General features: G+C 69.0%; 20 protein-coding genes and 6 pseudogenes. 10 read left to right on the plus strand and 16 right to left on the minus strand.

All coding sequences use genetic code 11. The annotated features are described in order from the left end of the window. Nucleotides 1–425 precede the first annotated feature (425 nt). From HJD23_RS18160 to HJD23_RS18170, 3 genes and pseudogenes are all read right to left on the minus strand, one after another. On the minus strand, nt 426–635 hold the full coding sequence (locus HJD23_RS18160) for a hypothetical protein (RefSeq protein WP_171109597.1): 210 nt from the start codon (nt 633–635) through the stop codon (nt 426–428). Nucleotides 636–1,270: 635 nt separating this feature from the next. Continuing rightward, nucleotides 1,271–2,658: pseudogene (locus HJD23_RS18165) on the minus strand (FAD-binding oxidoreductase). A gap of 309 nt (nt 2,659–2,967) precedes the next feature. After that, nucleotides 2,968–3,834, minus strand: a complete 867-nt coding sequence (locus HJD23_RS18170; protein WP_171109596.1) for an SDR family oxidoreductase — start codon at nt 3,832–3,834, stop codon at nt 2,968–2,970. Nucleotides 3,835–4,527: 693 nt separating this feature from the next. Here HJD23_RS18170 and HJD23_RS18175 point away from each other — a divergent pair. Further along, nucleotides 4,528–5,331, plus strand: coding sequence for an alpha/beta hydrolase (locus tag HJD23_RS18175; protein ID WP_171109595.1), 804 nt, complete (start codon nt 4,528–4,530; stop codon nt 5,329–5,331). Next, entirely contained in the window at nt 5,328–6,584 is a 1,257-nt protein-coding gene (locus tag HJD23_RS18180) for a SpoIIE family protein phosphatase (RefSeq protein WP_240980737.1), read from the plus strand. Before HJD23_RS18175 ends, HJD23_RS18180 begins: the two co-directional genes overlap by 4 nt. Before the next feature lie 279 nt (nt 6,585–6,863). On the opposite strand, the gene HJD23_RS45015 is transcribed toward HJD23_RS18180, so the two are convergent. After that, nucleotides 6,864–7,049: a hypothetical protein gene (locus tag HJD23_RS45015; RefSeq protein ID WP_346770312.1), complete on the minus strand. Its 186-nt coding sequence runs from the start codon at nt 7,047–7,049 to the stop codon at nt 6,864–6,866. 114 nt (nt 7,050–7,163) lie between these two features. On the opposite strand from HJD23_RS45015, the pseudogene HJD23_RS18190 reads away from it, so the two are divergent. Next, nucleotides 7,164–8,402: pseudogene (locus HJD23_RS18190) on the plus strand (IS256 family transposase). Nucleotides 8,403–8,492: 90 nt separating this feature from the next. On the opposite strand, the gene HJD23_RS18195 reads toward HJD23_RS18190, so the two are convergent. Next, nucleotides 8,493–8,867 (minus strand): helix-turn-helix transcriptional regulator, encoded by a 375-nt coding sequence (locus tag HJD23_RS18195; RefSeq protein ID WP_171116292.1) that lies wholly within the window; start codon nt 8,865–8,867, stop codon nt 8,493–8,495. 98 nt (nt 8,868–8,965) lie between these two features. On the opposite strand from HJD23_RS18195, the gene HJD23_RS18200 reads away from it, so the two are divergent. Then, the gene (locus HJD23_RS18200; protein WP_171116295.1) at nt 8,966–10,228 is read left to right on the plus strand and encodes an MFS transporter; all 1,263 of its coding nucleotides are present in this window, start codon (nt 8,966–8,968) and stop codon (nt 10,226–10,228) included. Nucleotides 10,229–10,252: 24 nt separating this feature from the next. Here the strand turns inward: HJD23_RS18200 and HJD23_RS43855 are convergent. Together HJD23_RS43855 and HJD23_RS18205 are read right to left on the minus strand one after the other, a co-directional pair. Continuing rightward, a pseudogene (locus tag HJD23_RS43855) lies at nt 10,253–10,351 on the minus strand (cytoplasmic protein); the annotation flags it as partial. A 59-nt stretch (nt 10,352–10,410) separates the two neighbouring features. Next, the gene (locus tag HJD23_RS18205) at nt 10,411–10,824 is read right to left on the minus strand and encodes a DUF4383 domain-containing protein (RefSeq protein WP_240980738.1); all 414 of its coding nucleotides are present in this window, start codon (nt 10,822–10,824) and stop codon (nt 10,411–10,413) included. Between the two features lie 498 nt (nt 10,825–11,322). Here HJD23_RS18205 and HJD23_RS18210 point away from each other — a divergent pair, with 498 nt between their 5' ends. After that, a complete protein-coding gene (locus tag HJD23_RS18210) occupies nt 11,323–11,598 on the plus strand; it encodes a hypothetical protein (protein ID WP_171116299.1) in 276 nt (91 codons plus the stop codon). A gap of 508 nt (nt 11,599–12,106) precedes the next feature. Here the strand turns inward: HJD23_RS18210 and HJD23_RS18215 are convergent. Further along, the gene (locus HJD23_RS18215) at nt 12,107–13,477 is read right to left on the minus strand and encodes an FAD-binding oxidoreductase (protein WP_171116301.1); all 1,371 of its coding nucleotides are present in this window, start codon (nt 13,475–13,477) and stop codon (nt 12,107–12,109) included. A gap of 151 nt (nt 13,478–13,628) precedes the next feature. On the opposite strand from HJD23_RS18215, the gene HJD23_RS18220 reads away from it, so the two are divergent. Then, a complete protein-coding gene (locus HJD23_RS18220; protein ID WP_171116303.1) occupies nt 13,629–14,327 on the plus strand; it encodes a helix-turn-helix domain-containing protein in 699 nt (232 codons plus the stop codon). 737 nt (nt 14,328–15,064) lie between these two features. On the opposite strand, the pseudogene HJD23_RS18225 reads toward HJD23_RS18220, so the two are convergent. The 5 genes and pseudogenes from HJD23_RS18225 to HJD23_RS18250 form a co-directional block, all read right to left on the minus strand. Next, nucleotides 15,065–16,113: pseudogene (locus tag HJD23_RS18225) on the minus strand (FAD-dependent monooxygenase). Nucleotides 16,114–16,159: 46 nt separating this feature from the next. Continuing rightward, entirely contained in the window at nt 16,160–16,678 is a 519-nt protein-coding gene (locus HJD23_RS18230; RefSeq protein WP_171116305.1) for an isoprenylcysteine carboxylmethyltransferase family protein, read from the minus strand. Further along, nucleotides 16,675–17,694, minus strand: coding sequence for a 3-oxoacyl-[acyl-carrier-protein] synthase III C-terminal domain-containing protein (locus tag HJD23_RS18235; protein WP_171116307.1), 1,020 nt, complete (start codon nt 17,692–17,694; stop codon nt 16,675–16,677). Before HJD23_RS18235 ends, HJD23_RS18230 begins: the two co-directional genes overlap by 4 nt. Continuing rightward, a complete protein-coding gene (locus HJD23_RS43860; protein ID WP_240980739.1) occupies nt 17,691–19,580 on the minus strand; it encodes a geranylgeranyl reductase family protein in 1,890 nt (629 codons plus the stop codon). Before HJD23_RS43860 ends, HJD23_RS18235 begins: the two co-directional genes overlap by 4 nt. Before the next feature lie 507 nt (nt 19,581–20,087). Then, complete coding sequence (locus HJD23_RS18250) at nt 20,088–20,570, minus strand: MSMEG_6728 family protein (RefSeq protein WP_171116311.1); 483 nt, start codon at nt 20,568–20,570, stop codon at nt 20,088–20,090. Between the two features lie 642 nt (nt 20,571–21,212). Here HJD23_RS18250 and HJD23_RS18255 point away from each other — a divergent pair. After that, nucleotides 21,213–21,799, plus strand: a pseudogene (locus tag HJD23_RS18255) (PP2C family protein-serine/threonine phosphatase); the annotation flags it as partial. Nucleotides 21,800–21,896: 97 nt separating this feature from the next. Here the strand turns inward: HJD23_RS18255 and HJD23_RS18260 are convergent. Then, nucleotides 21,897–22,757 (minus strand): oxygenase MpaB family protein, encoded by an 861-nt coding sequence (locus tag HJD23_RS18260; RefSeq protein ID WP_171116314.1) that lies wholly within the window; start codon nt 22,755–22,757, stop codon nt 21,897–21,899. Nucleotides 22,758–23,122: 365 nt separating this feature from the next. On the opposite strand from HJD23_RS18260, the gene HJD23_RS18265 reads away from it, so the two are divergent. Together HJD23_RS18265 and HJD23_RS18270 are read left to right on the plus strand one after the other, a co-directional pair. Continuing rightward, the gene (locus HJD23_RS18265) at nt 23,123–23,815 is read left to right on the plus strand and encodes a HemK2/MTQ2 family protein methyltransferase (RefSeq protein WP_171116316.1); all 693 of its coding nucleotides are present in this window, start codon (nt 23,123–23,125) and stop codon (nt 23,813–23,815) included. Nucleotides 23,816–24,129: 314 nt separating this feature from the next. Further along, nucleotides 24,130–24,261, plus strand: a pseudogene (locus tag HJD23_RS18270) (IS5/IS1182 family transposase); the annotation flags it as partial. A 69-nt stretch (nt 24,262–24,330) separates the two neighbouring features. Here the strand turns inward: HJD23_RS18270 and HJD23_RS18275 are convergent. Further along, a complete protein-coding gene (locus HJD23_RS18275; RefSeq protein ID WP_093801984.1) occupies nt 24,331–24,663 on the minus strand; it encodes a DUF3140 domain-containing protein in 333 nt (110 codons plus the stop codon). A 6-nt stretch (nt 24,664–24,669) separates the two neighbouring features. Further along, nucleotides 24,670–24,897, minus strand: a complete 228-nt coding sequence (locus HJD23_RS18280) for a DUF2945 domain-containing protein (RefSeq protein WP_171116318.1) — start codon at nt 24,895–24,897, stop codon at nt 24,670–24,672. A 1,370-nt stretch (nt 24,898–26,267) separates the two neighbouring features. Between HJD23_RS18280 and HJD23_RS18285 the strand changes: the two genes are divergently transcribed. Continuing rightward, the gene (locus HJD23_RS18285) at nt 26,268–26,669 is read left to right on the plus strand and encodes a hypothetical protein (RefSeq protein WP_171116320.1); all 402 of its coding nucleotides are present in this window, start codon (nt 26,268–26,270) and stop codon (nt 26,667–26,669) included. Nucleotides 26,670–26,677: the final 8 nt, after the last annotated feature.

Consider the following 26,677-nt stretch of genomic DNA (forward strand, 5'->3'; position numbering starts at 1 on the left):
CACAGCTGGTCCCCCAGGGTCGTCCTCATGTTCGTGCAGGGGCAGACCCGTCACGGGGGGATACCGAGCCTGCCCCTGCACGTCGGAGCCCGCAGCCCCCTCCACAGAGGGCGGACCCCTTGACCCTGGTGATCGGGTCGTTTCCTACAGCGCACCACGGATCTGATCCGTCACACCTGACCGTGCACGCGGGCCATACCGCCCCGGGGAGTTACGACTTCGCGGGCTTGACCGCTTTGATGGCTTGGCCCTGCTGAGAGCCGCGCCGAACAAGCACGCGAAGCTCCTGGCAGATACAGGTGATCCTCAGTCAAGGACCCGCTGCCGCCAGAAGCTTCACCTAGTCGTGCAGCCTGAATCCGCCAACCCGCCTCACCACACCCTCAGATGGGAAGGGGCTCACCGGCTGGCGTTCAGGCAGTCGCTCAGAGGGAGGCGCTGACGCTGGCGTGGTGGTATTGACCGACGGCACCCAGGGCCTCGCTCTTGACGCCGTCGATCTGGGCCAGGACATCAGCGCTGCTGACCGCCGTGGGGCCGACGACGATGCCGACCTGCGGGTTCAGGCCACCGGAGACGTTGTCGAGCTCGGCGTCGGAGATCTCAACGGTCTCAACCTGGATAGCGGAGTTCATGAGGAAACTTCCCTTCGTATGGATGATCCACAAGGGGGCGGCCCCGCTGAAGACAGACGCGGGTCTCGGCCGAAGGGGCCTGCGACCTCCGTTCCGGAGACTGCCGCGCGGACCCTGCGGTGCCGAGGATGAAAGCACGGAGCACACCGGGTATCCAATCGACCGGCTTACACATCACAGCAGTTGAACGAACAGGCGACACGTCCGTGCAGGCCCGCACACGACTCGGGAACAGCCTCTCCACGCACCGCACGGCATTGGGAACCGGCTGCTGTGGCGGCCGAGCCGTCGAACGGGACACTCCACACGAACCGAGCGTCATGTGGCAGGCTCATGGGCGGATCCCCTGGGCTTCGCCACGTCGTTGCGGATGCCATGTGCAGGTTCGATGAAGCCAGAAGGTCACTGCGCCTCGGTCATCGTCGCAGGCGGCATCGCTGATGGCAGGGGGTGGCCACGGCACTGGCCCTGGGACGACGTCCTTCCGTCGGTCGGGACCGTACGAGGGTCGTCGCCGACGCGGCAGTTCCTGCGCTGCGGCTGGGCCGTCGACGCATGCACGCGCGGTCCTCCGCACTGAGCTTCGGTCGTCCCGGCGGTGCGGCACGTGGCCGTGCGGTCGGTGATCCGTGCCGTCAGACCGGGACGGGCGGGATGTTCTGGTTCGCGTGGAACAGATTGTCCGGGTCGTAGGCACCCTTGATCGAGGCCAGCCGATCGTAGTGCCCCCGGTAGGTGGCACGGACGCGTTCCGCGCTCTCCTGGGCACCGATGAAGTTGATGTAGGAGCCGCCCATGGAGTGCGGGTGCAGAGCGGTCCAGTAGTCGACGCACCACTGGCGGATCAGCTCGGCGTTGGCGGGGTCGGGGTCGATACCGCCGATCACTCCGGACCAGACGGCGTCGCGGTAGGCCCAGGCGGTGTCATCGGCTCCGACCCGGTGAGCCGCCCCGTCCACCGGGTACAGGTGCATGGTCGACAGGTCCGTCGGGATGTTCTCCCCGAACCTGTGGTGTATGTCGATGGCGCCGTCGGAGACGGTGTCGCCGCGCCAGTACCACTGGAGGCCCTTGGGGATCAGCGTGTCGAACATGGCCTGCAGCCCGGGGTAGGGCATGGGGGTGGTGAAGTGGAAGGCGGGCGGCGCCGGCTCGTTCATCACGGCGAGTACCTGTTCCAGGCGGTCGGCGGCGAGGTCGCCCGTGTAACACCACACCACGCCGCACATCTTCTGCCCGTGGATCGGCTCGGGGAAGGGCGGGCCGGGCGGCACGACCAGCACCGCGAAGAATCCATTGAGGTCCTCTGTAGCGGCGGGCAGGAACTCCCGGTACCAGCGCAGCACTTCCGGCGTACGGTCGACCGGCCACACCGTCACCGCGACTCCGACCGTGTGCGCCGGCCGCGGCCGGAAGGTGAACGACGTCACCACGCCGAAGTTGCCGCCACCACCCCGCAACGCCCAGAACAGGTCCGGATGGTTCTCGGCCGACGCGGTGACGCAGCTGCCGTCCGCGAGGACGACGTCGGCCGACAGCAGGCTGTCGATCGTCAGACCGTACTTGCGGGTGAGGTGCCCGTGACCACCCCCAGGGTGAGACCGCCGACGCCCGTGGTGGACATGATGCCGGCGGGCACGGCGAGTCCGAAGGCGTGCGTGGCATGATCCACGTCACCGAGCTGGCTGCCGCCGCCGACCTGAACGATGCCCGCCTCCGGATCCACCCTGACCCAGCGCATCGGCGACAGGTCGAGCACCAGCCCGTCGTCGACCAGGCACAGACCCGGGCCGCTGTGCCCGCCGCCGCGCACGGCCAGCTCGGCTCCGGTGTCCTTGGCAAAGGAGATGGTCGCCTACACATCCGCCACGTCCACGCACTGCGCAACAGCGGCCGGCCGCCGATCGATCATGGCGTTGTAGATGCTGCGGGCCTCGTCGTAGCCCGGATCCCGTGGAGTGATCACCGGTCCCCGGAGCGCCTCCCGCAGGCTGCCGACAGCAGTGTCGTCGATACCGCCCATGGCCGAGAACCTCATTTCCTGCGTGATCCTTATGAACCCCGCACCATGTCGGAGACACACACGGCCACGCAGACGGGCGTGGATCCGTTCGCGCCTCCGCATCGATACGGCGAGTGCGTCCTTGCCCGTCCCCAGTCTTCACCCGCCCGTCACGCTCCGCACGTCGGTGGAAGAGGAGCACCTCGCGCCGCGGTGAGCTCGTCACGTTCGATGACGCCAAGGCCCTGGCGCTGCCGTCGCAGTGCGTCACGCCTGCGCGGGTTGGGCCGGCCGGCCCACTGTCGACGGCCAGTTCGTTTCTCCCGACAGTCACCCCACGGCGAAAGCCCGCGCGTGGTCGACGAGCCACTCGGCGACTGTTCTCGGCCGACGCCCGGTCAGAGACCGGACGGTGTCGGTGGTCTCCTCGCCCGCACCGTTTCTGAGCTTCGCGAACATCGTCACAAGGGCGGCGGCCAGCCAGTCCGGCGCGCCGGAGGCGGACAGACCCGCACGGGCGTCCTCGTCGGACACATTCACGTACCGGACGCTTCTGCCTGTCGCGGACGACAGTGCGGCAGCGACATCGTGGTAGCTCACCGCTTGCGGACCCGTCAGCCGGTAGGTCCGCCCGGCATGCCCGTCCGTGGTGAGCGTGACGGCGGCACACGCTCCGACATCCAGCGGATCGATCATCGCGATCCGGGCGTCACCCGCAGGCGCGGCAATCCGTCCCGTGGCGGAGATCATGTCGGCCGCGCTGAGGAGATTGGACATGAGGAAGCCCGCGCGCAGGCACACAGCCGGCACGCCCGAGGCGAGCAGGTGCTGTTCGATTCGCCCGTGCCAGTCCCAGAAGACCAGGTCGGAGCCGATCAGGACATGCGGGGAGGACAGCTTGACAATGCGACCGACCGAGGCGGCCACGGCAGCGTCGATCACCGCCGTCTCGTGCGCCACCTTCTCAGGGCCGTCGGCGGAGGTGAGGAAGACCGCGTCGACGCCCCGCAGTGCTCGGGCCAGCGACGCGGGGTCACGGAAGTCGCCCAGCGCGAGTTCGGTTCGGGGCTCGAGGAGGCGCCGCGCGGCGGCCTCGTCGCGCACGAACGCCCTGACCGGTCTGCCACGGTCCTGCAGGGCGGCCACCACCGTTCGGCCTACGTTGCCGGTCGCACCGGCCACCAGAATCGCGTTCATCGCGCTCCTCTTCCGGACGGACAACCACTCGGCGGATGTCGGTAGCGAGGCGGAGGACGTTCCGCGGGTCGTGGCGGCGCTTGTGGGGTGGGCCAGGCAGGCCGGACAGAGTCGTCGCCACGCGCCCGGACGGACGGCTACCACCCCGCCTCGAACAAGCAACTTTCGGCCCGGGGGCCAGTGGCGCCCACGCCCGCCGAGGACTGGCATGAACCCTCTGCACCGGCCTGCGAACAGGTGGTGCGGCCCTCAAACAACGCTCTTCATCACGCTATACCTGGATCAGTGCATCGGCTTCGGAGAATCGGTCCAGCAACCGGGGCAGCCCGATCGCCCCGCGGCTGATGTCCACCCAGGCTGTCTGTATGTTCCCGACGCAGGGGCGCCGGGGTCGAACCGGCCAGGGCTGCAGAGGGGGGTCATCGGCCCCGCGCAACGGAAGCGAGTCCATCTCGGATGCTGCCCTTCGGCTGTGCCGTTTCCAGGGTTTGCGGCGCTCCGGAGTCGATCTCACCCACTGATCGGACACCTGGCCGACTATCCAGGCTTTGGGTGCTGACCACGCCGCCGAACAGCGCCGGCGCTTGCGGAACCTCAGAGGTCAATGACCGGGCTCGACAGCCGACGCCGGTCTGTCGACGGTCAGCCACCACGGGAAATCGAGCCCGCCCGCCAAGGTGGCAGGATGGATGAATGGGCATCCTTCGCAGGAACAACGTCCGCGTCATCGGGCCGGAATCCGGCCGGACCATGATCCTCGCCCACGGCTTCGGCTGTGATCAGAACCTGTGGCGCCTGGTGGCTCCCAGCTTGGCGGAACGCTTCCGCGTCGTGCTGTTCGACTACGTCGGCTCCGGCCGCTCCGATCTGACCGCCTGGCGCGAGGATCGCTACGCGACACTGGACGGCTACGCCCAGGACGTGGTGGACGTGTGCGAAGAGCTGGACCTGCGGGACGCCGTGTTCGTGGGCCACTCGGTCAGCGCCATGGTCGGGGTCCTGGCCGCTGCGGCGGCCCCAGGCCGATTCGGCTCCCTGGTCATGGTGTGCCCGTCACCCTCCTACATCGACGAGGAGGGCTATCGTGGCGGCTTCAGCGAGGCCGACATCAACGAGCTGCTCGACTCACTGGAAGCCAATTACCTGGGGTGGTCCGCGACCATGGCCCCGGTCATCATGGGCAACCCCGACCGACCGGAGCTGGGTGAGGAACTCACCAACAGCTTCTGCGCCACCGACCCGGAGATCGCGCGTGTCTTCGCCCGCACCACGTTCCTCTCCGACGCCCGTCAGAACCTGAAAACGGTGACCGTCCCCACCCTGATCGTCGAATGCGAGCACGACGTCATCGCGCCACGGGAGGTCGGAGCGTACGTCCACGCCGCAATACCCGACAGTCGCCTGATCACCCTGGCCGCCACCGGCCACTGCCCGCAACTGAGCGCTCCGGAAGCCACCCTTGAGGCGATCACCGCGTTCCTGAAAGATCCGGCGTGATGTCCCGTTCCGGCCCTACTCCTCAACCCGGAGGCGAAGCACAGCCACACATCGACGCGGACTTCACCACCCTGCTGGAGGACAGTACGGAGGAGCTGTACGAGTCCGCCCCCTGCGGTTACCTGTCCACCTTGATGGACGGCACCATCGTCAAGATCAACAGGACGTTGCTGGACTGGCTCGGTCTCTCCCGGGAGGAGGTCGTACGCCGCAGGCACTTCACCGACCTGCTGACCGTCGGGGGCAAGCTCTACCACGAGACCCACTACGCGCCCTTGTTGCGCATGCAGGGCCATCTTGGGGGCATCGCACTGGAATTGAAGGTCTCGGACGGGTCTCGGCTTCCGGTACTGATCACATCAACCGTCAAACGCGGTGCGGACGATCGCCCCTTGCTGATCCGCACGACCGTCTTCGACGCCACCGACCGGCGTTCCTACGAGACCGAGCTGCTGCGCGCCCGCCGCGCGGCCGAGGAGGCCCGCCGCCAAGCGGAAGCCGACCGCGAGCAGCTGCGCGAGGCCCTGGCCGTATTGCAGCAGAGCCTGCTTCCGGCCAGCCTGCCGACCGTGCCCGGCGTGGAATCCGCCGCTTACTACCACACAGCCTCATCGATACAGCTGGGCGGTGACTTCTACGACCTGTTCCCGCTCGGTGAAGAGCGATTCGCCTTCTTCCTCGGCGACGTCTGCGGAAAAGGCCCACAGGCCGCAGCCGTGACCTCGCTCGTGCGCTACACACTGCGCACGGCGGCTCTCCACGGTCTTGACCCCGAAGCCGTACTGTCCACCCTCAATGCCGCATTGCTCGAGCGGTACACCGGCGGCGACCCGCGCTACTGCACCGCCATATTCGGCATTCTGGAAACCGAAGGACAGAGCGCCGGCGTCCACCTGGTCTCCGGCGGGCACCCTCCTGCCTTGCTTCTTCGGAAGGACGGCCGGGCCGAGTACCTGCCGACGCCCGGTGGACTCCTGATCGGAGCCTTCCCCAAAGCCTCCTTCACTACCGTCCGCACCGTTCTCCATCCCGGCGACACTTTGCTGCTCTACACCGACGGGCTCACCGAGGCGCGCGCGGGAGACAGGGGCGACCTGTACGGCTACGACGCATTGCAGTCGTTCGCCACTGACCTCGCCCCTGCGCACCCGCGTGCCGTGATCGATGCCTTCATCGGACTGCTCGTCAGTTTCGGTGACGGGCTGGACGACGACACGGCCCTGCTCGCTCTCGGACGCCCCGCATCTGTGTGACAGGCGGTTCAGCCTGGCCCGGAACAGTTCCTCGGCTCGGCCGCCGGCCTGTCCGCGCCGACCGTCACTCGTCTGACCAAGCAGAGGAGCGACGACCACGCCGTCTTCCAGCAGCGCGACCTGTCGGGCAGCGACTACGTGTACGTGTCGGCCGACGGCGTGCAACCAAGGTCGGCCTCGGCCAGGCCACTCGTGTGTTCTGGTACTGATGGGATTGCGCATCGACGGCACGAAGGAGCTAATCGCGCTGGCGGAGGGCTGCGCGAGTCGACCGAGTCGTCAGCGGACCTGCTGCGCGACTGCCGGCGTCGCGGCATGCGCGACCTGGAGCTGGTCGCCGGCACCGGTGCGATGGGGCTGCGGCGGGCGCTGGGGGAGGCCCTTGACTTCCGCCGTTCTGGCAGGCGGGTGACCGTGCGGCGCGGCGGTGTCGATGGCGTCCCGCTTCGTGGTGTAGCCGATCAACGTTGGGGCGTACGCCCCGGGGCGTGTGTCGATAGGGATTCCGCTCCCTGCCCGGCAGGCGGGCCACCATGCAACTCTCCCTGGTAAACGGCCAGTTCAACCAGGAGGTGCATGATGGCCCTGTCCCAGCATGACTTACTTCGGCTGCTGGAGTCACTGCGTTCGGCGGACGGACTCGAACTCGTCCGTTTCGTGGCCGAGCGGATGCTGCAGGAGCTGATCGAGGCCGAGGCGACGTCGAGGATCGGTGCGGAGTGGAACGAGCACACCGAGACACGCACCGCGCTGCGCAACGGGCACCGCGACAAGACGCTGACTACGCAGGCCGGTGACCTGGACCTGGCCATACCCAAGCTGCGCTCGGGCAGCTTCTTCCCGAGCCTGCTGGAGCGTCGCCGCCGCATCGACCAGGCTCTGTTCGCCGTCATCATGGAGGCGTACGTGCACGGAGTGTCCACCCGTTCGGTCGACGACCTGGTCAAGGCGCTGGGTGCGGACAGCGGATCTCCAAGAGCGAGGTCTCACGGATCTGCGCGGACCTGGACACCCAGCTGACCGCGTTCCGCGGCCGGCCCCTGGACCACACCCGCTTCCCTACGTCTACCTCGATGCGACCTACTGCAAGGCACGGGTCGCGCACCAGATCGTCTCGCGGGCCGTGGTGATCGCCACCGGCATCACCGAGGACGGCGGCCGCGAGGTGCTGGGAGTGATGGTCGGCGACAGCGAGACCGAGGTGTTCTGGACCCAGTTCCTGCGTCACCTGCGCGAACGCGGTCTGGGCGGTGTCCGACTCGTACTGGGCGATCACCACTCGGGCCTGGTCAAGGCGATCCGCAAGGTCATGATCGGCGCGGCCTACCAGCGCTGCCGGGTTCATTTCCTGCGCAATGTCTTCGGCGTGATCCCCAAGGACGCCGCGGAAATGGTCGCCGCGACGATCCGCACCATCTTCGCCCAGCCCGACCAGGACGCCGTCCGCAACCAGCTCGACACGGTCGCCGACATGCTGGGCGCACAGTTTCCCAGGTCAAGCAGATGCTCCTGGACGCCAAGGACGACCTCACCGCCTTCGCGGCCTTCCCGGAACGGCACTGGAAGAAGATTCAGTCCACGAACCCGCTGGAGCGGATCAACCGCGAGATCAAACGCCGCGTCGATGTCGTCCAGGTCTTCCCCAACGACGACGCTCTCCTCCGACTGGTCACCGCCGTGCTCTTCGAGATGCACGACGAGTGGATCGCCTTCCCCCGCCGCTACCTACCCGAAGGCAGCATGGACCAGATCTACCCCACCGAAGCCGGCGAAAGCGCCCCCGCACTCCCCAACACCACCAACACGACCGACGATTGATCGCCTACACCACGTCAAGGGACACGACCGCGGTGTCGGGGCTTGCTGTGACCCCCGCCCGCCTGTCTTCGTTCGTCAAGCGGCGCCTCGTCATGCCTCTGGGACCCAGGCCGCGACCAGGTCGAGCAGTCCGGGGAAGCAGGCGTTGAGGTCGTCGACGCGTACGTGACTGCGGCGTTCGAGCCCGTACTGGCGCTGGCGCGTGACCCCCGCCTCTCGCAGCGCCTTGAAGTGGTGCGTGAGCGACGACTTGGGCCGGTCGAGGCCGAACCAGCCGCAGGAGTGGTCGAACTGCTCTGATTCCAGAAGGAGTTTGCGGACGATCGTCAGCCGCAAGGGGTCGCTGAGCGCCCCGAGAACGGTCTCCAGTCGCAACTCCTCGACCGTCGGCTCCGGCAGCGGTTCGGGTAGGCCGGGAGGGGCCGGGAGCACCTTGATGGCGGGTGCGGCCGCAGTCGAAGACATGGGCAGCTCCTCACGACTCGATTCCTTTGTACGACTCCAATCGTACTGCATGCTAAGTTCGACTTAAGTCGTACTGCAGGAAGCCGGAGGGAACAGTCATGTCCGAGACCCGGAACCCGCCCGTCCAGGCCGTCGACGGGAGGCAGCGAAGTGACACCGCGGCGCCCGCCGGAGGATCCGCGCCTCCGCTGGGGTGGGTATGGCTGGCCGCCTGGCCGGTCACGGCCGTCTTCGTCCTCTCGAACGCGGCAACACCGTTGTACGTGCTGTGGCAGCGCGACATCGGCTTCTCCAAGGGCACCCTGACCATGGTGTTCGCGTTCCACATCCTCGGGCTCATCGGCTCGCTCCTGGTGTCCGGAGTGGTCTCCGACCGGCTCGGGCGCAAGCCCGTGCTGCTGCCCGCTTTGGTGCTCGCGTTGGCCGCCTGCCTGATCTTCGCGACCGCCACCACCGTGGCCGCGCTGATCGTGGCACGGCTGTTCACCGGAATCGCCGTCGGCGCCGTCGTCTCGGCCGGCATGGCCGCGGTGTCCGACCTGGCTGGTCCCGAGCGCAAGCGGATCGCCGCCCTACTCGCCTCCTGCGCGATGGTCTTCGGCGCCGGTCTCGGCCCGCTCCTGGCCGGGGTGCTCTCCGAGTCACTGCCCGGGCCGACCGTCACCGTCTTCGTCGTCGAGGCCGTGCTGCTCGTCACCGCCGTGCTTGCCGTGCTGCGCATGCCCCTCCGCCGTCCCGCGGCGCCCGCGAAGGGCGCCTGGGTGCGAGTGCCCGGCGTGCCGCGCGGCAACGGCCGCCAACTCGCCCTCGGCATTACCGTGTTCGCGCCGGGCATCACGGCCACCTCCTTCGTGCTCTCGCTTGGCCCCTCGCTCCTGTCAGGCCTGCTCGGCACCACCAGCCGGATCATCGCCGGCGCCATGGCCTTCGTCATGTTCCTCGCCGCTACCGGCGTGCAGTTCGCCGTGCAACGCCTCGACCGGCGCACCATCCTCACGGCCGGCGCGGTCAGCACCACGCTGAGCATGATCACGCTGATCGTCGCCGTGCACACCTCGTCGGTGCCGGTCCTCATCGCCTCCGCGCTACTCGCCGGCGCCGGCCAGGGCATGGGCCAACTCGGCGGCCTGTCTCTGCTCAACTCCAGCGTCCCGCCCCAGCGCCTCGCGGAGGCCAACGCCGCGCTCAACGTGGGCGGGTACGTCCCGGCGGGGCTACTGCCCGTGTCCGCTGGTTACCTCAGCGATGCCGTGGGCCTGACCAGCGGTGCCACGGTGTTCGGTGCCGTCCTCATGGGCCTCGCGGTCATCGGCGGCCTGGTTGTCCTCGCCAGTCGGCGCCAGGCGACGGAGCCAGCCTGACGGCCGCGAGCCACAGCAAGCCTCGACGACGAGCCCACGAAGAACCTGCAGTGCCTCGACCCGCTGTTTGCCAGGTCGGCAAGGGCCCACGACCAGGGCCGAGGAAGGAAAGCCCGACGCCATCACCTCCGTGAGGCGAGGGCTTCTGTTTCTGAAGGAAGAAGCCGCTGCCCAACTCGCTCTTACCGATCTCCGCGGCCGAGGCTGCGTCGGCTGAGAAGAAGCGCAAGGCCGATCACGAGGATGCCCAGTACGAAGTGAAGCCAGTCGTCGGCAGTGTTGAGAGGCACGAAGTTGGCGTCAGTGTCGTGGCCGACGGCCAACCCATAGATCCACAGCACCAGGTAGATGGCCCCGCCGACCAGCAGATAGGAATACGCAGCCGAAGCAGTGCGGGCCATCGCCAGGCCGGCCACGCCGTAGAGCAGGTGGACGAGGTTGTGCAGGACGGAAATCTGGAAGATCCCCAACAGCTTGGCACCTGACTCGTGCGATGCAAATTCCATCGAGCCGTAACTCGTGGTGATGCCGGGAATGAAGCCCAGTATGCCCACCAGGAGGAATATGGCACCCACCAGCATCGCGGCCTGCTGCACGGGGCCTCGGACGGTTGTGCGTGTATGTGTGGTCATGGGCTTTCGGTCCTTACGTCGTACCGGTGAGTCAGCAGAAGGAAGCAACTCTCGCCGACGAGTACCACGCCCGACGCAAAACACCACCTGGTCGACCGTGAACTTCGGTGCACGCCGGTCCGGTCGACACCAGACCACGCTCGGGTCTTCACAGCCGACTGAAGTCCACCTGATGGAGCCCACGGAATATTGACGCGCAACCAAAAAAGGGCATCAATTCCCCGGAGCGCGGATGCTGCATTAAAAATCGGGCACTCGCAGGTGCGGCAGCGCCTGCGGAGGTTCTGGCCACCGCTGACGCGGCTCGGGGAGCGATGGCGCTGTTGCAATAGGCGGGAGGACGACGACGGCCGGCGTGCGTCTGCAGCACTGCCGATCGGCTCGGACTCACCCCGGTGTGCGACTCGCAACGCGAGGACCGCAAACCACCCCTCATTACCGGTCCATGACTCGGAGAACACCATGATCGTCAAGAGAATGCACGAGATGGGCGTCCGAAGCGAGCACGCCTACATGGCCGCATTCACCTCGATCGGCCTCACAGTCGCCGCCTGGGTGACAAGTCTCAAAGCCGAACCCGGCACCGGGCTGGCCCGCGCCGACCGGTGGGGCATCTTCGTGGGCGAGTGGGCTCCCACGTTCTTCGGCCTCGGTCTCGCCCTGTCCCATTACGAGCAGCAAGACGGCACCCTCACCGCCAGCGTGCATGAGTTCCGGGAGCGTAGGGAAGCCAGCTGAGAAGGGCTGCGGAGCCGAAGTTTTCCTAGTGGTGCCTGCCCAAGCGGGCACCATCGCACATCCAGCCCCATGGAAAGTGATGAACGTTTGCAGCAGCGGCCCGCATGGGCCAGTGCACCTTCCAAATCATCGAGGACTGCAACAACTTTTAACCCCTCGAAGATTTCGACGACGCCGCAGTGGAACGCTTGGCCGAAGGCCGGAACCATCTGTACGAGGAAGACCCGAAGAAGCCCACCACGCGGCCGGTGCTGCCCACCTCATCGCCGAGGTTGCCGCGAACCTGGGGCAGCACAATGCCACCGTACGCGGCGACAGCATGGATGAGACCCGACCATCCCAACTGCGCGACAGCGGAGCGAACTGACCGTCACTACCTCCCACAGAACCAGCCACCGCCTGTCATGACCGTGCTCCCCAGGCCGTACCTCCCATCTTTGTTCCAGGCTCAACCCCTCGCATCGAGCATGCGGGGCCACGATCCGGCTTCGATCGTCTCCGGCCCTCCTCAGCCAGGGTGAATGTTCTTGTTGTGGCGGAAGGCGTTGTCGGGGTCGTACTTGGCCTTGATCTCGGCCAGTCGCGAATAGACGCGCTCGCCGTACGCTTCCCGAACACGGCTGGTGCCGTCGTCGGAATCAAGGAAATTGACGTAGACGCTGCCTGCGCGATGCGGCTGAAGGGCGTGGAGGAACCGCCGCGCCCACGCGGTCTCGGCTGCGGCGTGCTCGCCCGACTCACCGGGCAGCCACACGGCGTCGATGTTGATGTTGTGGGCCACGTCACGGCCGGCGTAGGCGGTGGCGGTGTGGGAGGCTCGGGCGACCGCGCCGCCCATGTGGAACATCACCGCGTACGACCGGGGCGAGCCGGCGCGGTAGGCGTGATCGGCGATGACGGAGATGGTGTCGTCGGACAGGTCGGCGAGGTCCGTGGACTTCCAGTAGTAGTGCCAGCCGTGGGGCGTGGTGTCGTCGGTGGCGCTCTGGTGGGCGCAGTACGGCTTGGGTGCGAGCAGATCCACCAGCGGCGTCCCCAGCCGGCGCAGGGCCTCCACCGCGCGCTCGCCGGCGGCGATCGGGCCGGCATAGCAGCAGACGACGGCGATGGCGGGCCGCCAGTGCAGCTCCTCGGGGATGACGGGCAGCGGGGGAACGGTCCCCAGCCTGACCACAGTGCCGAGTTCGTCGGGTGCGTCGGCGGCGAAGTCCCGGTAGAAGCGCAGCACGTCGGTCGTGTCGTCGGCCGCCCAGAAGACGGGACCGGCCAGGACCGTCGGGCCGACGCCGTGCAGCGCGAACCGGAACAGGGTGACGACGCCGAAGTTGCCGCCGCCGCCTCGCAGCGCCCAGAACAGATCAGGGTGGTCGTCCGCGGACGCATGGAGGATGCTGCCGTCGGCGGTGACCACCTCGGCGGTCAGCAGGTTGTCGACGGCGAGCCCGTGTTTGCGCATGAGGAAGCCGATGCCGCCGCCGAGGGTCAGCCCGGCGACGCCGGTGTGGCTCACGATGCCCCCGGTGGTGGCCAGCCCGTGGGCCTGCGTCTCGTGGTCGACATCGCCCCACAGGGCACCACCCTGGACCCAGGCCGTGCGGTCGGCCGGGTCGACCGACACTGCCCGCATCGCCGAGAGGTCGATGACGATCCCGTCGTCGCACACTGCGGTGCCGGCCACGTTGTGACCGCCGCCCCGCACGGCGATCTCCAGGTCGTGATCGCGGGCGAAACGCACGGCCGCGGCCACGTCTGCGGTGCCTGCGCATCGGGCGATCAGCCGGGGGCGCCGGTACACGGCACCGTTCCACACTGCTCGGGCGGTGTCGTAGTCGGCGTCGTCGCGGGTGATCAGCCGGCCTCGGAACCCGTCGATCTTCATGGCGGTCGCCTCCTCACTCGGGTGGCCGACTTGCTGGGAGGTCCTTCTCCAATCTCCTCGCGTATCGATCTCATCGCACCTCTGGAGGCCGCGCATGTGAAGTCAAGAATCTGGACTTCAGGGCCTTGGGGAGCAGTGCGACACTGATGGCGTGCGGAGCTACGGCCAGTACTGCCCGATCGCCCGCGGCGCCGAGATCTTCGCCGAGCGCTGGACACCGTTGATCATCCGCAACCTGTACCTGGGCTGTGGAAGCTTCGGCGAGATCCTTCAGGGCGCCCCCGGGCTCTCCCGCACCCTGCTCTCGCAGAGGCTCAAGCAGCTCGAACGATTCGGCATCGTCAAGGCGGCACCCAAACCCGACGGGCGCGGAAGCCACTACGAGCTCACGCCCGCGGGACACGACCTGTTCAAGGTCTGCGTGTCGCTCGGCGAGTGGGGTGCTGCCTGGCTCGAGATCGCCCCCGAGCACCTCGATCCCTTTGTGGCGCTGTGGTCGATGTGCAACATGCTCCGCCGAGACCGGCTCCCGGACCGGCGCGTCGTCATCCGCTTCGACTTCACCGGCCGCCCGCGCCCCGAGCGGTACTGGCTGCTGATCGACCACGGAGACACCGAGATCTGCAAGACGTACCCCGGCCTCGACGAGGACCTCTACATCACGGCGGAAGCCGAAGCCTTCGTCAAATGGCACGCCGGACAGCAGACCTGGACCGACGCCGTCCGCGACGGCCGCATCCAACTCCACGGCCCCTCCTGGCTCGTACGCACGTTCCCCACCTGGAACGCCCGCAGCGCCTTCGCCCACATCAAACCGGTCTCCCCGAACGCGGCGAGTCCGGCAGCCTGACATCTTCGACGCACGCCGCAGCAACCAAGCCATCAGACGCAAGCCCAGCAGGCTGTCGAGCACTGCGCGCCGCACATACGAGCCCTTCGGCGCCAATTCCCGCACGCCGCCCCACGCCCCAGACCGTGGTGATCGGTTCCCCCTGCCGGACTGGCCCGTAATCACCTCAGAGGCCCGGACGGTGAGCAAGCCGATGTTCGTCGTCAGCCCCCGGCAGCAGACGGGCAGGGCTGCCCATGCGCGGTCGACGGTCGTGGAGCGAGCCTGATGCTGTCCTTCGAGGAGAGGTGCAGCAGCGATGGCACGCAACCGTACAGTGGGCCGCCGTCACAGTTGCCTTACCAGCCGGTCTCCGGTGGCCTGGCGGGCCACCGCTTGCACTCCGAGGAAAAGCCCGGTGACCATGCCCCGTGCCCAGCACTGGACACGCGGTGACGGACACGTGCCTCGCGCCGAGAAAAACCTGAGCGACCAGGGGTTTCTCCTGATGGTGACCGGTGATGGTGACCGGTCGAGGTCGAACTGGAGGTGATGCGGATTCGATTTCGGTCAGCCCGGCCCTTTGGATGAACATCACTGGGAACACAGGATGGCTCCGCCGAACGAACGATCCTCCGCCCGCTGTTGGGAGTCACCGCTCCAACGCCCCGAACAGGCAGGATCGGAACGCTGCCGCTCTCCTGCATCGGAGCAGGTTGCGTGGTGGGTCTGCTGATCATCCAGCAGCGCGCGAGGGTTCAGTCGTCGCAGCCGTACGGTCCGGGACCAGACGGGGCCGTCCCGCATGATCGGGCTTCCCCGGCCGGGCGTGCCAGCACGTCGACTGTGGCGGAGAAGAGCCACGGCACCTTCTGTGCCATGGGCACCAGCGCTACGCGAGCCAGGGGAACCCTGGTCGAGGAGAGCAGCGCGTGGGTCAACCAGCGGTAGCGTCGGGTGACCGTCGCCACTCCCGTTCGTAGGCCCCGAGGTCCCCGCTGGTCACTGCCCGCACAGCTGCCGGCGCCTACGCGAGCGCCAGCGCGACGCCCTCGTCGGTCAGCGCGTCGACGTAGCCGGCCGCATCGCCGACGAGCAGCACCCGGCCGGCGGTACGCGCGCTCGCGACATGGCGGAGCGGGCCCGCCCCGCGTACGGATCCGGCCGGCCTGGCCCCGGCCAGCCGCTCTCTCAGCTCAGGAAAGTCGGCAAGGTGGTCGTCGTACGATCCGCGGGCAGCGGTGAGCAGGACGACGCCCACGAGATCGTCGGAGACGGGGGTCACGTATGCCTCCGCGTCGCGGGCCCAGTGCACCTCGACGTGGTCGCTCCAGGCGGCGAGGGCGTAATGGCGCCGCAGCCCGTGCCGCCGGAGGTGGCCCGGACGCGGCCGATCGAGGCCCAGGGCACGGCGGATCGGCGAGTGCAGGCCGTCGGCCGCGACGAGGTGACGGGCGCGAACGCCGTCGGCCACCACGCTGTCCTCCCTCTGCTCGATGCGTCGCGCGGTGCGCTGCTCGATCCGCACTCCCGAGGCGAGCACCGCCTCACGCAGCGCCGCGTGCAGCGTCGTTCGGCGTACCCCGCGCCCCGGCCCCGCGCGGAAATCGGCGTCGACCCGGCGCGGCCCGGCGACGTAGCGGATGCCTCTCAGGGCGTGCCCCGGCGGGTGCACGCCGAGCGCCGCCAGGGCGGCGACGGCGCTCGGCATCAGGCCCTCGCCGCATGCCTTGTCGACCGTGCCTGCGCGCTGTTCCCAGACGGTGACGTCGAGCCCCGCCCTGGCCGCGTGCAAGGCCGTGGCCATGCCTGCGGGTCCTCCGCCGACGACGAGCAGGTCCACGCGCGCCTCCTCAGGCCAGCCGCGTCAAGGCGGCGTCCTCGGTGCGGATGCGGGTGGCGAGCAGAAACCCGTTCAGTGCGGTGAAGACCAGTGCTGTGCCCCAGGCAGCGTGCACCAGCGGGAGCGCGAGCCCCTCGATGACGACAGCGACGTAGTTCGGGTGGGAAATGCATTGGTAGGGGCCGCTGATGACGCGTGGGGCGCCGGGCACGACGATCACGCGGGTGTTCCACCGCCGACCCAAGGTGGCGATGCACCACCAGCGCAACCCCTGCGAGGCCGCGACCAGGGTGAGCATGGCCCACGCGAGGACCGCTACGACGTCCGGCCGTCGCATCCACACCTCTGTGAGCGCGCCCACGAGCAGTCCCGTGTGCAGCATCACCATGAGGGGGTAGTGGCCCCGCCCGTACTCCACGCCGCCACGCTTCAGGCTCCAAGCGGCGTTGCGCCGGGAGAGGGCCAACTCGGCGACCCGCTCCAGGCCGATGGTCACAACCAGGGCGGTGAACAGGACCTCGCTGGTCACCGCCCACCTCGCGGAGCGCGCAGAAGCACGAGTTCGGAGCAAAAGCCCGGGCCCATGGCGAGCAGGACCCCGTAGGAGCCGGGCGTCGGCGGACGGTTGGCGAGCGTGTCCGCCAGGACGTGCAGCACCGACGAGGAGGACAGGTTGCCGATGCGGCGCAGCGAGTCCCAGGTGACGCTCAGGGCGTGCCGCTCGACCCCGAGGGCGTCCTGCAGCGCCTCCAGGACTTTCGGGCCGCCAGGGTGGGCGACGTACCAGCCGATGTCGTCGCCGGTCAGTCCGTGTTCGGCGAGGAAGCCGCGGGCGCCGACGTCCCAGCCCATCATGCGTTCCGAGTCGGGGTAGAGACGGCTGCGGGAGGCGAGCACCTCGGGACGGGTGGGCTCGTCGGACTGCGCGAGGGGGTGCTCGCATCCGACGGCCACCACCGCCGCGGCACCGTCCCCGAAGAGACCGCTGGCCACGAGGTTGGCGACCGAGGTGTCATCGCGCTGGAGCGTGAGCGAACACAGCTCCACCGACATCAGCACCGCGACACCGTCCGGTCGACCGCGCAGCAGGTCGTGCAGGCGGGCGATGCCGGCCGCTCCGGCGACACAGCCGAGGCCGACGAGGGGCAGCCGCACCACATCGGGGCGCAGTCCGATCTCCGCGGCGACGCGGGCCTCGATCGAGGGGACGGCCAGGCCGGTCACCGTGCAGGACACGATGTAGTCGACGTCGGCCGGGGTGAGCCCGACAGCCTTGAGCGCGTCGACGACCGCGCGACCGCCGAGCTCCACGCCCGCCCGGATGAACACGTCGTTCGACTGACCGAAGTCCTCGAGCCGGGCGTACTCCGCCAGCGGCAGCACGGTGTGCCGCGTCGCGACACGCACATTGCGGTGGAAGCGCTCGACGACGCCGCTGTTGACCCTGCCCTCGGTCAGCGTGGTGGTGAAGGACCGGGTGATCTCTTCCTGCCGGTGGCGGTGCTCGGGCAGGGCGCCGCGGACGCTGAGGACACGCATGGTCATGGTGGCTCCGGGAGTCGGCCGGTGGGGCGGAACGGCGCGACCAGCGCCCGGCCCAGGCCGAGCGCCATGGTCGGGGTGAGCCCGCCTCGGGCCAGGCCGAGCTCCACCAGGTCGTCGAAGACGCGCTGGTCGGCGGCCGACGCGCGCAGCCCGGCCTCCAGGACGCGTGTGCTGCGCGCGAGCCGGGCTGCGACTGCGGTGTGCCGCAGGTGGGTCAGCAGGATGCGGCGGGTGGCGCGGGCGTACCGATCCCCCGCCGTCTCGGGCCGTCCGACGCGCCGGGCCGCGGCTGCCGCGCGACCGGGCTCGATGCCGGAGGCGACGGCGTAGTAGATGCCCTCGCCGGTCAGTGGGTTCACCAGGCCGGCGGCGTCGCCCGCGAGCAGCAGGCGGCCGGTGGGCGGGCGCCAGCGTGCCGTCGAAAGCGGCAGGTGGTGGCCGACCCAGTGCGCCCCGCCCTCGGTCGCGCCGGGCAGGAGAGCCTCGATGCGCTCGAGCAGCTGGATCCGGCTCGGTGCGGGACGGTTCTCATCAAGGATTTCGCCGTACCCGACGTTCGCGCGGCCGTCATCGAGGTCGAAGGACCATGCGTATGCCAGCTGGTGACGGTCGGCGAACGCGATGACCAGCGCGCCACGCCGCTCGGCCGGGATCGGGGCGTAGCCGCGCACCGCCAGGGCCACCGGTCCGCTGTCAAGTCCGAGCGCGCGCCGGACGACCGAGTGGGCGCCGTCGGCGCCGACGACGACCGCGGCGGAGATCTCGCCGTCCAGGACCACCGCATCACCGTGATGCCGCACGTCACGGACCCTGTGCCGGAGAAGCCGGGCGCCTGCGGCGACCGCCGCGTCGACCAAGCGGGTGTCGAGGACGCGGCGCGGTACCACCCAGGCCGGGCGGGCCATCCACCGCTCGGCTACCAGGCCACCGCGGCCGAGACGGAGCCGGTCGACCGGCGCCCGGTCGTCGACGAGACCTGTCACGCCCACCTCGCTCAGCAGATCGAGGACGTGCGGAGCCACCCCGTCGCCGCATGCTTTGTCCCGGGGGAAGTCCGCCCGGTCCAAAAGGGCGACGCGCAGGCCCGGCTCGGCCCGCAGCGCGCCGAGGGCCGTGGCGGCGCCGGCCGGTCCGGCGCCGATCACGGCGAGGTCCCAGTGGGTGGGCGTCGGCACCATCAGCCGACCGCCAAGAGCAGCACGACGTCGAGCAGGGCGATGAACACCGCGGCCCGGAAGGGGAACCGGCCTTGAGCGACCATCGTGAACGCCGCGAGGCCGACCACGAGCGCAAGGACTGCCCACGCCCACGCCGGGGGCACACCTGCGGGGCCGAAACACAACGAGCAGCGAGGCCACGGACAGCAGCAGGGCGGCCAGAACACGTGAGAGGCGCTCACCGATCCGGTGCGGGAGGCCACGAACACCGGTGCGTTCGTCGTCCGCGAGGTCGGGCAGCGTGTTGAGCAGGTGCGCTCCGACACCGAGCGTGGCGCCCGCACCGGTCATCCAGAACGGCGCCCAGTGCGGGGTGGGCTCGGCGAGGGCGACGACCGAGGGCAGCGTCCCGGAGGCGCAGGCGTACGGCGCCCACGACCACCGGGTCGACTTGAGCCCCAGGTTGTAGAGGTGCCTCGCGCCGGTGATGAGGAAGAGGCCGAGGGCACTGCGCCAGCCGGCCAGCACGGACAGAACCAGGCAGGCGAGTGCGGCCCAGGCCAGGGCTCGCACCACCAGCCCGACCGGGAGAGTGCCGGTGACCAGCGGCTTGTCGGTGCGGCCGACGGCGAGGTCGCGACGACGGTCGAGCAGGTCGTTGCCCCAGCCGATCGTGAGCTGTCCGGTGAACAGCGCCGCGGTGACGGCGAAGGCATGGAGCGGACCCAAGTCGCCGCGGAGCGCCAGCAGCCCCCCCGACAGCGATGACCGCCAGAGCCGGCCCGCCTTGGGCGGCGGCGAACAGTGCGAGCACGGGCGACGGTCCTGGCCGCGCCGGGCCCGTGCTGGACGCCACGGGCATCATCGGGCCGCCACCGGGACGTTCGGCCGCGGAGTCCGGCCGGCCCGGTCGTGCGTGTTCTCGGCACGCAGACGCCGTACAACGGTGGACATGACGCTCCCGGTCGCCCCGGTGACGATGCGCATGAAGCATCAGTGCCACATTGCCTGCCCACTCACACGACCTACTCCGGCATCCGGCGGACGTCGACGGTTGCAGAACTCCACGTCCCCCCCTAGGCCCCTAAAGGCCGGCCCTCGGCGCCGTCGACCGAACTCACGCCACGGCGCCGGTCCCGTCTGTCGCCTGCCTGTCCACCGCCCCGACGATCGGGTGCGGCCGGCCATTCGGGAAAGGGCCGACGAAGCGCCATACGGGTCCTTGGCCGAGCGCACTCATGCGTCGGCTGCGTCGCCTGTCCGGTCCGACGCCGGCCAGACATACGGCAGATCGTCCGGCACGCCGGGGAACATCGGGCCGTAAGTGGCCGGGTCCTTGCGCACCAGCGCCGAGCGGTGGCTGCGGTGGAAGGCGTCATCACCGAGCCAGCAAGGCAGCTCTCCGGCGCTTGCCAGCTGCGGCTGGGTACGTATCGGTGCACCCGGCCGGAATGCGGCAAGGCCGCTGACCAGCGAAGCCGCACAGGTGTCCTGATGCCCCGCTGCACGCCACACCTTGCACACCTCCAGGCCATACCGGACCAGTGCTTCCTCGTAGCCGGCCCACATCCGCACCGCTGGGTGCCGGCGCCACCCGTAACCCGGCACGATGAGCCCGCGGAGGACCTGCAACGCCTCGACCCGCTGCTTGCCGAGTCGACGACGGTCCAAAACCAGTGCCGATGCCCTGAAGTCCGGATAGGGCAGGAAGGTCTGCATCTGTTACCCCATCAGGCTTAGGTATGGATCCGGCCGGGCCGGAGCCATCCGTGTTCGGCCGGGTACGGCCGTGACGTCAGGTGTCATAAGAACTCTCGGCGCCCGATCCCTGGATTCGTGGAAGACGTGTGTCAGAGCGGCCGAAGTCGGTGGTGCTGCCGGGGATGAAGTTGAGTACGTCCACCAAGACAAACACGGTTCCCATCAACGTGCCTGCCCCGCGGTATCAAGGTACGAACGGTCCGGCCAGCTTCTCGGCGGCCTACCGGCGTCGACTTCACGAAGCCCTCATGCTGTGGTCGCCCCACCCGCCACGTGGCGGCAACGATCTCCGGTGGCCCAGGTGGCGTTCGCACCGTCAGCGCCTTGTTGTCCGAGGCCGTTACCAGACGGTCGGGGACAGGTCGATGGCGGATGGGCAAGTCCGATCGCCGACGTGGGATGGCTGCGCGCCAGAGGAACAGCGTCCGCGTCGTCAGGACGGACGACGGTCCGACTGTCGTCCTCGCACACGGCTTCGGCTGCGATCAGGACCTGTGGCGTCTCCTGGCGCCCGTCTTGGCGGAGCACTTCCGCGTCGTGCTGTTCGGCTACGTCGGGTCCGGCCGCTCCGACCTCAGGGCCTGGCAGGGGGAGTGCTGCGCCTTCTTCCTCGGCGACGTCTGCGGAAAGGGCCCGCAGGCCGCAGCCCTGACCTCGCTCGCGCGCTACACCCTGCGCACGGCGGCTCTGCACGATTCCGATCCGCAAGCCGTCCTGGCCACCCTCAACGCCGCGCTGCTCGAGAGGTACACCAGCGACCCGCGCTATTGCACCGCCGCCTTCGGCATCCCGGACTCCGCAGGCGAGACCGTCACCGTGCGCCTGGCCTCCGGCGGCCACCCTTCGGCGCTGATCCTGCGGGCGGACGGCCGGGCCGAGTACCTGCCGACGCCTGGTGGGCTGCTGATCGGTGCCTTCCCGAAAGCGTCCTGCACCGCCGCCCGCAGCGCCCTCCATCCCGGCGACACCCTGCTGCTCTACACCGACGGCCTCACCGAGGCGCGCACGGGAGAGAACGACGACCTGTATGGCTACGATGCGTTGCAGTCGTTCGCCACCGACCTCGCCCCCGCGCGCCCACGCTCGTGATCGATGCCTGCATCGGCCTGCTCGCCGGTTTCGGCGACGGGCTCGACGACACCACCCTGCTCGCCCTGGGCCGTCCGCGTCCCTCTGACACCGCCTGATGGCCGACTGCCCGCGACTGGCGCACCTCGTGTCGGGCAACGCTGTGTCGGCTCGAAGCCGCCTTCAGGCGCATCGGCGCCAGGGACCTTGGGGGGCTCACGTCGGACGAGACTGGCGCGGTGGGTTCATGGCCCAGCGGATGGTCCGGGTCAGGACCTGGCCGGTGGGGCGTACGGCGAGGTCCTCGACGACCGGCACCCGGGGCAGCCACAGCATGCCGCGAGCCCAGGGCGGGAGCAGCGCGACGGCGTTCGCGGCCAGGACGCCGTAGAAGGGCCGTACCACGAGAGGCAGGGGAGGTTGGAACAACAGGAAGCGGGCGGCGGAGCGGGCCTCAGGTGTGGCCCGCAGTTCCGGGCGGTAGGCGGTCAGCCTCTCGGACAGTTCGCGGCGGTCGCGTGGTGGATCGATCGCTCCCAGCGCCTCGGCGACTCGCGCGGTGTCGGCGACGTAGGCGTCATAGTCGGCGGCGTCCAGCGGGCGGGCTCCGTAGCGTTCGTGGGCACGCAGGAAGCAGTGGGCTTCGGCGGCGTGCACCCAGCCGAGCAGGTGCGGATCGCCCGCATGGTACGGCAGGCCCTCGGCCGTCGTTCCACTTATCCGTTCGTGGATGCTGCGCACGTGGTCGACGGCCCGCTGGGCGTCCGCGGCGGTGCCGTAGGTCGTCACGGCCAGGAAGGTGCTGGTCCTCTGGAGCCGGCCCCACGGATCGCCTCGGTAACCGGAGTGCCCGGCCACCGCCGCCATCGCGAGTGGATGCAAGGACTGCAGCAGAAGCGCGCTCAGCCCTCCGATGAACATCGAGGCGTCAGCGTGCACCGTGCGGATCGGGCGGTCCGGTCCGAACCAGCGCGGACCGGGCATGTGGTGGATGCGGGCGCGCACCTCCGGTCCGTCGGGGCCGGCGACACGGCGGAACAGGGCCTGGCCCAGCCGTTCGCGGACTACCAGCACCACCGTCGCACCTCCCTCTCTCGCCAGTGTCCGCCATACCCGGACGAATGCGGACACAGCGGGTCGCTCGACACCGTGCCGCCGGGGAACAGGCCGGCTTTCCCGCGCCCCGCCTTCGCCGCACGGATCGGTGGACCGCACGCCACGAAGTTTTACCCGCGGCGGCCGGTCGACCGCGGGCCAGGCAGCGAGCTCCGCCGCCACCCGTCCGGCACGCGCCGCCCCGGAGCAGGACCAGCATGGCGTCCAACCCCGAGGCGACGCCCACAACTGCGCGCAGCAGGCCCCCCTGTGCCAGCCTCGCCTCGCACCCCGCTTCCGCGTTCCCGCGCACCCGTCGATCATCCGAAATGTGCTGTATTGCCTGCATGTCGGGGTACCCGCCCGGGGTGAGTGCCCTGATGCCGCCATCGGCCCTCCCGCTGGTCCTCCCGGGCGTGTACACCCCGCAGGAGGACACCGCTCTGCTCGCCTGCGCCCTGTCCGAAGAACCGCTCCGGCCAGGCGCCGACGTCCTCGACCTCGGCACGGGAACCGGTGCACTGGCCGTCGCGGCCGCCCGCCGCGACGCCCGGGTAACCGCGGTGGACGTGTCCTGGCGCGCGGCGTGCACGGCCTGGCTGAACGCCTGGCTGGTGCCGGTCCGCATCAGACGCGGAGACCTCTTCACTCCCGTCCGGGACCAGTCGTTCGACCTCATCCTCACCAACCCGCCGTACGCACCGGTGCCGTCCGCCAGACGGCCGCCACGTGGCACCGCCCGGGCCTGGGACGCGGGCCTGGACGGACGGTTCCTGCTGGACCGGATCTGCCGGGAAGCTCCCTCCCGCTTGCGTCGGGGCGGCGTTCTGCTCATGGTGCACTCCGCGCTGTGCGATTCCGACCGGACGGTAGAGCACCTGCGCGGAGCCGGCCTCAAGGCCGACGTCACCCACCGCCAACACATCGCGTTCGGCCCCGTGTTGCACGCCCGCACAGACTGGCTGCGGGCGCGCGGCCTGCTCTCCCCTACCGATGACAAGGAAGAGCTGGTGGTCGTCCGTGCCGAACTCCCCATCTGATCCGCACTGCAATGTCAAGGTGTTGCGCCGGGCCTCCTGCTCGTGGAGAGCCCTGGTGGAAGAAGGCAGCACGGTGTTCTCCCACTTCTTGCAGGCGCCCTGCGCACCTGTCGTCGCAGCCGCCGCCATCCCTGGTGCGACAACCAGCCACCGGGACACACCCGGCGTCGGAGTCACGCACGTCCAACTGCGGGTTCCAGGAGGGTCGCGGTGCGATCCCGAATCCCAGAGGGCGTTTATGCAGGTCAAGCCCTCCACCAACATGCCCGTGACCAGCCAGGGAAAGGAAGCCGCGAAGAAGATCGTCGGCCGGAAACCGCCGCCTCGCCCGCGACCACGAGACCCTCACCGCCAGCCTCGAAACCATGATCCACATCGCCTCGATCGACAACCTCACCAAGCGCATAACGGACGAGACGACACCCACCTGGCGAGGAACGTACTAGGAAATAAACGGCAATCTGCCCACTCAAAACGCCCCCTCAGGCCGGACCTCACAGGATTCCGCCGCGTGTTCATGCCAGCGGGTCATGGCCCCAGTTCATGAGCGAATGCCTCCATCGGGTGTCCCGTACATCGCCCGAGGGCCGCTGGGCCAGGTGCCGCCGGACGTAGCCGGTGACCTTCCGCATGTGCTGGTAGTCGTCGTCCGAGAGGTCGCCCTTCTTCGCGCGCAGAAGGTCCACGATCCGGCGGCCGGAGGCGTGGCCCGTGGACTCGCCGCCGTCCTTGTGCTGTCCGGCACTCTGCGACTGCTCGGATTCCAGCCACTTCTCCAGTTCGGCCGGCTTCATGTTCACCAGCTCGTGGAACTCGTCCCAGGTCTCTTTCCGCTCACTGTCGTCCACGCGACCTCACTTCTTCTTCAGCGCTGACGGCTTGTGCACCGCGGACTTGCCGGACTTCTCACTGCGGACCTGGTACTGCGGATCCTCGGACGAGGCGTCCACCGTCCGCTCTGCGGCTTTTGTCCGCTCAGTGATCTTTTTCTCCACCTTGCCTTCGGCCTCACTGCCGTGGCTGCTCCAGGTGACCTTGTCGCCCTTCTGCAGCCCCTTGCTCCCGCTGCGCTTCTTCGTCATGCGTTCTCCCTCGCTGCGCGCGCCGGACGACCCAGCCTTCCTCCTCCAGAGTGCGGGCTTTCCGGCCTCGTCGCAGCTCGTGAGCAGGCGCAGCTGCGGGCAGAAGCGAGTACAGCCGGCGACAGCGGTCACCGATGGGACCGGGGAAGCCGGAAAGCCGGCACGGCGACGTCGTCGGCGTTGTGAGGGACGAGGCCAGTGAGCTAGGAGCAGGGCATGCCCGACTTCAGCAGGCTGCCACAACGGAACGTGCGATCCGGGGGATCGGTCACTGGCCCACCCGACACGTCCGGCGGCCTTCCGAGATGGAGCCGATCGAAGAATGGCACCCATGACCACCAAGCGCATCACCGTCCGCATCCCGCTGCTGTTTGGTGATCAGGCGAGATTGTCGCCGACGTCCCGCCAGCCGAGCGCGGCGAGCTGGAGCGCCATCCAGCGTCGGTCATCGCTGCCTCGGTCGGGGTCTCTGTCAGCGACCTGCCGAACGTGCGGTTGACCGCCGACATCGGCGACGACCACAGCTTGTACGACTGGCAGCTGACCTGACCACCTGACGAGGCCCGACCAGGTGACAGACGTCGCCGCAGATACCTCGACGCGCAGGGCGCCCGTGCCAGAGTGAGGCGCGCACCGGGCCGAACCCCGTCGGCCGTGCCTGGCCCGCCTTGCGCCGCTCGTCAGCGAGGCGGGCCAGGCGTGCAGCCGAGCCCAACCTTCGAGGATGTGGCGGTACTCCTCCACACGGGCCTACGGCACCGGGATCGGCAGCGGTGAGTCGGGGCGTGCCGGGCCGGGGGCCGTCACGGTCGGGCAACAGCCCGAACCCGTCCTCCAGACAAGCCGCCACGGAACACGACGATCCGGTCCACCCCGACCGGCTCGCCTGCCTCAACGCCACTGCGCGCGCCCGCCGCAGCACAACCATCTCGGACAGGACCTCCTTCACGGTCGGCCACGACAGCGCATGGGCCGCACGAGGAGATCACTCCGCCCCGAGCTGAAAAACGACGGGCGGACCGGCGGACTTGAACAGGCGGCTGGCGAGGAACATCACCGACGCTCCTGGAAGTCTCCGTGGCGGAAATTGCTGCTTCTACGGCCGCGGCACCCCCTCCCCTGACCACTCAAGTCACACCTGCCCTGACCGGCGCGACGGGGCAGCGCGCGTTATGCGCGACGGCCTGACCGACCAACTTCACTACATCAGGGCCAGTTCACGCCACCCGCGACACGTTTTTCAGGCTCTCTTCAGGTCGAAACCTTGAGTTAACCCTGCAAAGGATTTTGCAGGGTTATTGTGTTTCTTGGCCGATCATTGACCAAGCGTTGGCATGCGCTAGAGACGTGAACTGACTGGAGGGAGGCTCATGTTCCGAGGTACGACGGCTCGGACCGTGGTGTCGGTCCTCGCCGCCGTTCTGCTCGGCCTCCAGGGCTTCGCGTCCACCGCATCCTTCGCATCCGCGCACACGGCCCGTCATGCCGTGGCCAAGGGCCAGCCCGGAATCAAGCCCTCCGGGAAGGCGCTGCGGGACGAGATCGCCACCTGCCGGGATGCCGGCCGCCACGGGGATTTGACCGGTCCCCTGGGCACCCGCGACCGGCACCGCACTGCCGCCGACTGCGCACCCGAGGTACCCGACCGTCCGCACCTGAGGCAGGGGGCCTCGAAGGCGGACGAGCCGGGGACACCCCGTACCGCGCACCACCGCACGTCGAGATCCTCGACAGCCCACTGTCCGGCGGCACTTCAGGTGTTCCGCTGCTGAGCAGCAGA

Origin of the sequence: Streptomyces sp. Z423-1 (genome assembly GCF_013009255.1) — a bacterium.
Lineage (GTDB): Bacteria > Actinomycetota > Actinomycetes > Streptomycetales > Streptomycetaceae > Streptomyces > Streptomyces gossypiisoli.